This is a genomic window from Mycobacterium sp., assembly GCF_049281135.1.
Classification (GTDB): Bacteria; Actinomycetota; Actinomycetes; order Mycobacteriales; family Mycobacteriaceae; genus Mycobacterium.
Genome location: NZ_JBAPRN010000156.1, coordinates 1 through 8,090, shown reverse-complemented (window position 1 = coordinate 8,090; position 8,090 = coordinate 1). Strand labels below are relative to the sequence as shown.

The 8,090-nt window shown below is 61.4% G+C and carries 7 protein-coding genes; 1 reads left to right on the top strand and 6 read right to left on the bottom strand.

Annotated elements, in window-relative coordinates:
• Positions 1-235: 235 nt before the first annotated feature.
• The 3 genes from WAN02_RS06470 to WAN02_RS06460 all read right to left on the bottom strand — a co-directional run bounded on the left by WAN02_RS06470 (position 236) and on the right by WAN02_RS06460 (position 3,214).
• Positions 236-1,423: a spirocyclase AveC family protein gene (locus tag WAN02_RS06470; protein ID WP_422263343.1), complete on the bottom strand. Its 1,188-nt coding sequence runs from the start codon at positions 1,421-1,423 to the stop codon at positions 236-238.
• A gap of 67 nt (positions 1,424-1,490) precedes the next feature.
• Complete coding sequence (locus WAN02_RS06465) at positions 1,491-2,003, bottom strand: SRPBCC family protein (RefSeq protein ID WP_422263342.1); 513 nt, start codon at positions 2,001-2,003, stop codon at positions 1,491-1,493.
• Complete coding sequence (locus WAN02_RS06460) at positions 2,000-3,214, bottom strand: LLM class flavin-dependent oxidoreductase (protein WP_422263341.1); 1,215 nt, start codon at positions 3,212-3,214, stop codon at positions 2,000-2,002. The genes WAN02_RS06465 and WAN02_RS06460 overlap by 4 nt, the downstream gene beginning before the upstream one ends.
• 95 nt (positions 3,215-3,309) lie before the next feature.
• On the opposite strand from WAN02_RS06460, the gene WAN02_RS06455 reads away from it, so the two are divergent.
• Positions 3,310-3,924, top strand: coding sequence for a TetR/AcrR family transcriptional regulator (locus WAN02_RS06455; RefSeq protein ID WP_422263340.1), 615 nt, complete (start codon positions 3,310-3,312; stop codon positions 3,922-3,924).
• Positions 3,925-4,064: 140 nt separating this feature from the next.
• On the opposite strand, the gene WAN02_RS06450 is transcribed toward WAN02_RS06455, so the two are convergent.
• The 3 genes from WAN02_RS06450 to WAN02_RS06440 all read right to left on the bottom strand — a co-directional run.
• Positions 4,065-5,237: an acyl-CoA dehydrogenase family protein gene (locus WAN02_RS06450; RefSeq protein ID WP_422263339.1), complete on the bottom strand. Its 1,173-nt coding sequence runs from the start codon at positions 5,235-5,237 to the stop codon at positions 4,065-4,067.
• A 39-nt stretch (positions 5,238-5,276) separates the two neighbouring features.
• The gene (locus tag WAN02_RS06445; protein ID WP_422263338.1) at positions 5,277-7,232 is read right to left on the bottom strand and encodes a flavin-containing monooxygenase; all 1,956 of its coding nucleotides are present in this window, start codon (positions 7,230-7,232) and stop codon (positions 5,277-5,279) included.
• Positions 7,233-7,605: 373 nt separating this feature from the next.
• The coding region (locus WAN02_RS06440; RefSeq protein ID WP_422263337.1) for a hypothetical protein at positions 7,606-8,090 on the bottom strand (485 nt) is incomplete at its 5' end.

Genomic DNA, 8,090 nt, shown 5'->3' with positions numbered 1-8,090 from the left:
AGCCGATCAGAATAGCGCGACATGAGTAGAGCGAAGTCGACGACGGCAGTGGCCTAGTTCAGACCGACTTCAACGGACCTCGACATATGGTGCCGTCCCAAGGGTTTTCGATGGTGCGCTTTGCGTCAGGCGGTTGCCCACGTGACAACACTGGTGACGATGATAATCGCGATGACGACTCCCAGTGTGGCCGCGACTGCCCAACATAGACTTCCCTGCAATGTGTCGCGATCCATCATCGCCGCCCTTCTTCATAGAGACGTTTCGCTTCGTCGAAAGTAGTTGGTCCGCTGGGCAACTGGACGCCGTCGGGGAGATGGAGTTTGCCATCAGGCGTGATCGTGACGGAGCCTTCCCTGAACAGCGGGACGTTCTTGTCTGGGCAGGCGATATTTGTCTCCGGTCCGCACAACCCGTTCATGAAGTAAGAGCGTCGCTGGATGTCGAGTGGGACCTTTTCCGGGTGCGGACTCCAGATCAGCAGGTAGGGCACGTAGAAGACGAGGAACACAATCACATTGGTGAATCCCACGATGGACATTAACCGGATACCCGACTTCGGTCCGTTGGCGATTCGCATGGTCGCGATACCGCGTTCAGCGACCGATTCGCCGCGGTCGTTGATCGACCATCGCAGATAAGCCATGGACGTCAGCATCCCCGCAAAGAACATGCCCTCGACGAAGGGGTACTTGTAGTAGGTGTTTGGGAAGAAAACAGGGAGATCTGATGGGGTGGCAAGGTAGGTGTAGAAGCCAACGCGCATCCACAAGAGTTCCAAAAGCGTTGCTAACACAACAAATATCACGTAGGTGCTGACGAGCAGCCCAGCCGTGCCCAGCCCCGGATATCGCCGTCGCAGGGTTCGCATGATGGCACACCCAAGCATCGATGTCGCGACGATCACGGTGCCGTAAAGACCTCCGGTGAACAGCCATGGCTCGGGCACCTGCGCACCGGGTGACCCCGGTGTATTCCACCCGGGGATATCGTTCGTCCACGAACCCATGTTGGGCACCCACGCGTTGTAGCTGTAGGTGATGCTGAGGTAGTTGCCGAACGGATCCCAAAACCAGTACCACGCGCACCAGCAGATGAACATCATCCCGTCGAACGACAACCGTCGATCTCGAACGATGGGTCTAATCACCCATCGGTAGCCGAGTACGGCGAACAACGTCCACTCGACACAAAGGAATGTGACGATCGCGATCTTCATCGATGTGGGCGGATCGACAGGTCCCGATGGAACTGGCTCGAAGAACGGCCCAGTCAGCCACTTCACCAATACAACTACCTGGAAAATCCACATCAGGCAGCCGATGAGAGCCCAGAGTTTGACCGGCCGAGTAGTCATGGGCTCGATCGGCGCATCGGTAGGCAGCTTGGTCGATGTCCCGGTGCGATCAGCGTTCACGATCACCTCACAAGGGTCGGCGGGAGCGGACCGTTCCGGTAGAACGGCCGGTTGCGCGCTCGATCACGGCCGCTCAGGCACGCGCGGCCACCGTTGCCGCGATGTCGTGGATGATCGAGTCGTAGATGCCCTCGATGAACGGCTTGACCATCGCCTCGGGCGCGTCAGTAGGAAGATCGAACCGACCGCGGCATGTCACACGCGTGCGCCCACCGCCGAGATCGTCGACCTCGGTCATCGCGAGGTAATTGCGCATCCCGAACGGGCCCTCGCCCTCCATGTTGTAGTAGAGGAACCGGGCGACCGGATCGCAGTGCAACAGCGTTTCGGGCACACACTCGGGCACCGCGATGCCGGGTGGGAGCTGGCCGGTGTCGAAGTGACAGTTGCGCGTGCATGGCAAGCGTCCGACCTCGTGGCCCGGCTCGAGCTCGACGCGGATGAGCGGGACCGGCCGGCGCTCCTCACGCATCCAGTCGAGGATCGCGGGCCAATCGGTCATTAGCCGCCAATAGTCCTCAGCGGCCACCGTTACAACGTCTGATGCGTATGTCTGAACCCGGTTGTATTTCTGTCGTGCCCTCATCGTTCGGCCCCGACCGGCAATGCCTCGGCAACGCGCTCGTTGACCTGACGGTGCTGGTCGTAGTCCTTGAGGATGCTGGCGATTTCGAGCACTCGCTCGTGACTGCGCGCGGCATCCTCGGGGTCGAGCACGATCGGCAGGAAGTCGGTCAGGCTCAACCAGTTCACGCCCTGATCCACGAATGCCTTGAGCTGCTCGGCGATCTGCGCCGGCGTGCCGTGCAGCATGCACTTCTCCGCCATCTGGCGGCTGGTGCGACCAAGGATCTCCTGCGCCTCCGGGGCCGAGATCTTCATCGGCTTGAATTTCATCGCGTAGTGCCAATCCGCTGGGAAGGCCGACTCGATGCCCTCCTTGGCCCAGTCGGCATTGTTGAACCGCCCCCAGATCGCCGCCTCCCAGCGGACTACCGGGTTATCCAGCGCTCTGTCGATCACGTTCTCGTCCTCGTGACAGAGGATCACAGCCCAGCCCCCGAACCCGAAGTCGTCGGGGTCGCGTCCCTTGTCCGCGAGTCCGGCTTTGACACCCCGGATCCATTCGCCGTGCGATCGCGGGTAGGCCTGGACGGCGGGAATCGCGACGTTGACCCCGTCGGCGTAGCTGGTGGTGAGATCCATCAGCCGCGGGCCGCCGCCGACCGTCCACACGATCGGCTGTCGGATCGGACGCTGCATCCCGAGATAGCAGTCATCGAGGTTCCATCTGTTGCCCTCCATCGAGACGGGCTCGTGCGCGTCCCACAGGGCGCGCCAAGACCGCAACTGGTCTTCCAAGCTCGAGAGCCCTTGGGAGCGTTTCCATCCCCCGGGGCTGACTTGCCGGACCTCGCCCCCGCCGATCTGCACCATCACCTTCCCACTGGTCAGCGTGCCGAGCGTCAGCACCGTCTGGGCGAGCTCGACTGGACCGCGACGGATCGCGTCCGTGCTCATGCAAGCGCCGGCCTCCGGGTTGTGCGCCAGCATCGCCGCAGTCAGGGCGAACGTGTCATGGATCGAATCGCCGTCCGGGAGCAGCGCCGCGGCGGGCACGTATTCCGGCTTCCACAACGACCGGGGCAGCCATCCCGTGATCTGGTCATAGGTCTGTATGTAGTCGACCAGACCGCTTGCGTGCAGCGCCGCGGCCTCCTGCGACAGGCTCGCTGGCGGCAGATACCGCATAAAACCAACCGGAACCGCGACTTCCAATGCGCGTCGTTCGGACATATCGACCTCTCCTACGGCTGGATTGAATCGTCCTCGAAGCGTAGTCGGCGTTTACTTACTTATCAAGTCGGCGCTGACTCCGTATCCTTGGGCACATGACAGGCCCCAAGACACGGCTCCGCGCCGAGGAACGGCGCGAGGTGATCATCGGCGCCGCCCGCGAGGAGTTCACCCGCACCGGCTACGCCGGGACCAAGATCCGGACGATCGCCGTCCGCGCCGGTGTCAACGACGCGATGCTCTACCGTCACTTCGACAGCAAGGAGGATCTTTTCGAGGCCGCGGTCGCCGAACCGATGCGCACCGCGGTCAAAAACATCATCGAACGCCCCTGGCCCGACGAGCCTCAGGGCACTGGGACGGCGGTGATGCGCGAGCGGACCATGATCTTCTTCGAGGATCTATTGCGAGCGATGAGCGAAATCGCACCGCTGCTCGGGGTCGTGCTCTTTGCCGACCAGGACCGCGGCCGGCACTTCTACCGTGAGCACATCGAGGCCGCGTTCGCCAGCATCGCCGCACTCACCCGCGCCACAATCGGCGACTGGATTCACAAGGACTTCGACGAGGAGCTGTTCGCCCGCATCGTGATCGGGCTCGGCTTCATGATGGCCGTCGACGCCCACCTGGGCCGCCACGGCTCTCGCGACACTCACACGCTGGCCGTCGAACTCACCACGATCCTGTTCGATGGCATCGCCATCGGCTAGACCCACGCTCCGACGGCGACCCGGCCGGAATCCATGACCACCAGCGGGTACCAAAGGACTTACCTGGCTTCAATGTTGGTGGCCTTCCGGCGCTTCCGACAGTTCCGAACCAATGGCGCCGTCGCGCGGGACGCCGACGTTCAGTATGAGCGCGGCAGCCCGAGAGAATGTTCGGCCACGAAGTTCAGGATCATCTCCTTGGAGACAGGCCCCATGTTGAGCATGCGCAGCAGCCAGAAGTAGGGCGCCAGCTGGTACTCGTAGGTGATCCCGTTGCCGCCGTGCACGGAAACGGCTGCATCAAGCGCCTCCAGGCCAGCTGCGGCCCCAAGATATTTCGCCATGTTGGCCAACTCGCCGACCTCAGCGCCTGAGTCGTGGAGTTCGCAGGCGCGGTCGGTCACCAACTGGGCAGCTTGCAGATGGATGTGGGCGGCGGCCAACGGATGGGCGATCGCCTGATGCGCACCGATCGGCTGGTCCCATACCCGCCGCTGGTTGGCGTAAGCAACCGCTTTCCGCAGCGCGTAGTGTCCCACTCCGGTGCAAATTGAACTGGTCAATATTCGCTCGGTGTTGAGTCCGGTGAAGGCCACCGCTAGCCCTTTGTTCTCTGGGCCGACCAAGTTCGCGGCCGGAACTTCGACATCATCGAAGAAGACCTGATGGCTCTTGTCAGGCTGGTTCATCACCGTCCGGATCGGCGTCCACGACAAGCCCGGCGTATCGGTCCTGACCATGAAGACCGATAGGCGTCCGCGCCCGGTGTGTTCGTCGACCGTGGTGCGTGCCACGACCATCACCCACTGTGCCGACTCCATACCGGTGATGAACACCTTCTGGCCGTTGATGAGGTAGCGCTCACCCTCGCGGCGGGCCACTGTGGAGATCCGGTGGGCGTTCGACCCGGCATCGGGCTCGGTAATCGCGAAGGACAAACGTGTTTCGCCGGCGGCGACCCCCGGTAGCCACCGGGACTTCTGCTCGTCACTGGCGCTGCGATTCAGAATGGTTCCGGTGACTCCTGCCGAGAACAGCATCGCCTGTAGCGGACACCCACCAAGAGCGGTTTCCTGAACGACAATCGCCAGCTCGCGCAGTCCCAGTCCCCCGCCACCGTACTTCTCGGGCAGATGCACACCCAGGTAACCCTTGGTGCCCAGCGCATTCCAGAGTTCTCCGCAATTCGCGCCATCGTCGACCTGTTGCTGGTAATAGTCGGGCCCAAACGAGTCGACGATAGCGTGGACCGCATCGCGAATCGCTTGTTCCTCTTGGCTGGTTGCGAAAATGGCTCCGGTGTCAGCAACCATCGATCATCACCCCCATCACCCGCGCATCATCGGGGTCGCCTAGGCGTACAACTCAGCAGCCTCCGATGAGGCCGTCACCTCGTGATAGTCACTCGGGTCGAACTCGCGAAGCCGTTCCCAGTAGTCGACGTACTTCCACGGACTGCTCACAACGATGCGGCCAGCATCATTGCGGTAGTACGTCGTCATCCCCTTGTGCGACCAGATGCAGTGCGCCAAGGCTTCATCGAGCTCTTCGTTGTAGCGTTCGAACACGTCAAGATGCACCTCGACTGCGGCGGCCCTGTTGACCGCCAGATGTCGGATCGCCTGCATGATGTAGCGGACCTGAAATTCGGTGGCGTGGATCGCACTTCCGCCGTGGCCGGCGTTGGTGTTCGGACCGTTGACGATGAAGAAGTTCGGAAAGTCCGGGACGGTCACCCCAAGGTATGCCTGGGCATCGTCGACACCCCACCGCTCGCGCAGCGTCGTGCCGGATTTTCCGACGATGTCCATCGGCCAGAGGAACTGCAGAACCTTGAAGCCAGTTGCCAGCACGATCACGTCGGACGGTACTGCAACTCCCGAGCCGGTCACGACGGTCTCACCGCTCACCTTGGCTACAGCTTCGGTCAGCAGCGTGACATCGTCGCGGCACATCGTCTGGTACCAGCGATTGTCGATTAACGGGCGCTTACCGTAAGGCGGATACTCCGGCAGGCACGCATCCAGCAAATCGGTCCGGTCGCCAAGCTGCCCCGTGATGTACCTGGTGAGGAATACCCGGTGGCGATCGTTAGCTTCGTTGACAGCGCGCTCCGGATGAGGCCAGTTCGGATCGATCTGCAGCGCCGAGTGCAGTCGGTCGCTGAAGTTCCAGAACGAGCGAAGCCGATACCACTGAAGGTAGAAGGGAACCTCGTTCATCAAGAAGCGGACGGTTTCTTTGACCGCGCGATGGTAGTTGGGATGTGGCACCGCCCATTGCTTCGATCGCTGAAAGACGTTCACATGCCTGGCGGTATCGACGATGGACGGCACCACTTGCATTGCGCTGGCACCAGTCCCGATCACAGCGACGTGCTTGTCGGTCAGGTCGACCGAGGTATCCCACGCCGCGGTATGCATGACCGGTCCGGGGAATTCGTCCAGACCCGGGATGGGCGGAACCGATGGCCGGTTCACCATGCCTACGGCGCTGACCAAGACGTTAGCCGTAAGCGACTCCACGTCACCGTTGGCGTCTCTGATGTCGATGCACCATGTCGCGGTGGTGGTTTCGTATCGTGCACGCACCACCTCGGTGCTGAATCGGACGTGCCGCTTGACATCGAATTCGGAAGCGACCCGCTGGATATAGCCCTCCACCTCGTTTCGCTTGGCGAAGTAGGTCGTTATGTCTGGATTTGGCGCAAACGAGAAAGCGTACAGATGACCGGGTGTGTCCACGCCACAGCCGGGATAAACGTTCTCCAGCCAGGTGCCACCCAGATCTTCATCTTTTTCCAGCACAACGAAGTTGACACCGGCCGCTGCGAGTTTCGTTGCCATGCAGAGCCCCGACAAGCCTGCTCCGATGATTACGACGCAAAAGTCCCCGGGGATTGACCCAGCGGATATCTCGACGTCACGTGAAATGAAACCCATTTCCTCGGAGAGCAGTTCGCCGTATTCGACCGGTACCTCTTCCACCATCGCGCAGCTGAGCATGCGCGTAACCTCGTCTGGGGAAGGAGTGACAGGTTGGAGTCGCCCTTCAAAAAATGCGATGACCGCATCTAGCGCCGACGCCCGTACGTCAGCCTGAAGTTCGAGTGAAAGACCGCCGGAGTCGTTGTCGTCCAATGGCTTTCCTCGCACCGGCCGATAAGGTGGGCGAGTCCACTTGCTGCTACCGGTGAGATGCTGCAAGACAAGCAGCAACGTCGGGATGTTGGCATCTTCCAGCGCTGCCTGAAGCCTCTCAAACCAGTTGGGAACCCTGTCCCAGGGCGCCGACATGGCAGTGGTCATAAACGTTCCTCCGCCTCGGACCTTCGAGTCACGACGCGCCCGCGGCCCGCGCCGGAGGCGAACCTTCCTGGCATCGTGTCATCAACCGGCTTTTTTGAACTATCGCGTCTCAATATACGGCAGATCTCCGGGTCAGCGCAACATCTCCTGGCGCGATGATCACCGGGGAACTCGTTCGCCGTCGACGCCATCATGGCTGATGGCGACACTGTGAACTGGTGAATCGACGACGCGACTGTTACTGCTGACCGCCGCGCGGGGAGAACGGTCGTGCACATAGCCGGTGACCGACCGGACGCTCTGGCTGCCGCCGGAGGCGCCGCACGCTGCGTCAGCCGATCTCGCCTGTCCATCGGCGGTCGATCACGGACAGTCAGCCACTCGATTTGCGCCGACGCCGCTGTGGCGCACCGGACTTGCGCTGCGCCGTTTCGGCGGGCACATACCCTAACCGCAACAACCTCACGGCTTCTTCGGCGATCTGTGCGGACGTTATCTTTTCATTAGGTCGGTACCACCGCGACACCCAGAGAATCATCCCGAGTATTAAACGTGTGGTAATAACCGGGTCTGCCTTCTCGATATATCCTGCTGCCATATTGGCCTCGACCACAGAAAGCCACATCTTTTCAAATCGGCGACTCCAGCTGTGCCATCGCGCAAGGACATCCTTGGGCAAGTCGCCGCCGCCGAAGAAGACCGGCATCGAGTAACGCATCTGTACCGCCGCATCGGCTTGCAGACGAACCAGCTCTTTCAGGCATTCGGCAGGGTCGGCGATATTGGCGATCGCGGTCCGGACTTGCTCTTCGATTTCACGCGTGTTGCGTTCGAAGAGGACACCGACGAGGTCCTGTT

Coding starts and splice junctions, on each gene's coding strand:
- WAN02_RS06465 (WP_422263342.1), bottom strand. CDS start 2,003: ATGAGGGCACGACAGAAATACAACCGGGTTCAGACATACGCATCAGAC.
- WAN02_RS06460 (WP_422263341.1), bottom strand. CDS start 3,214: ATGTCCGAACGACGCGCATTGGAAGTCGCGGTTCCGGTTGGTTTTATG.
- WAN02_RS06455 (WP_422263340.1), top strand. CDS start 3,310: ATGACAGGCCCCAAGACACGGCTCCGCGCCGAGGAACGGCGCGAGGTG.
- WAN02_RS06450 (WP_422263339.1), bottom strand. CDS start 5,237: ATGGTTGCTGACACCGGAGCCATTTTCGCAACCAGCCAAGAGGAACAA.
- WAN02_RS06445 (WP_422263338.1), bottom strand. CDS start 7,232: ATGACCACTGCCATGTCGGCGCCCTGGGACAGGGTTCCCAACTGGTTT.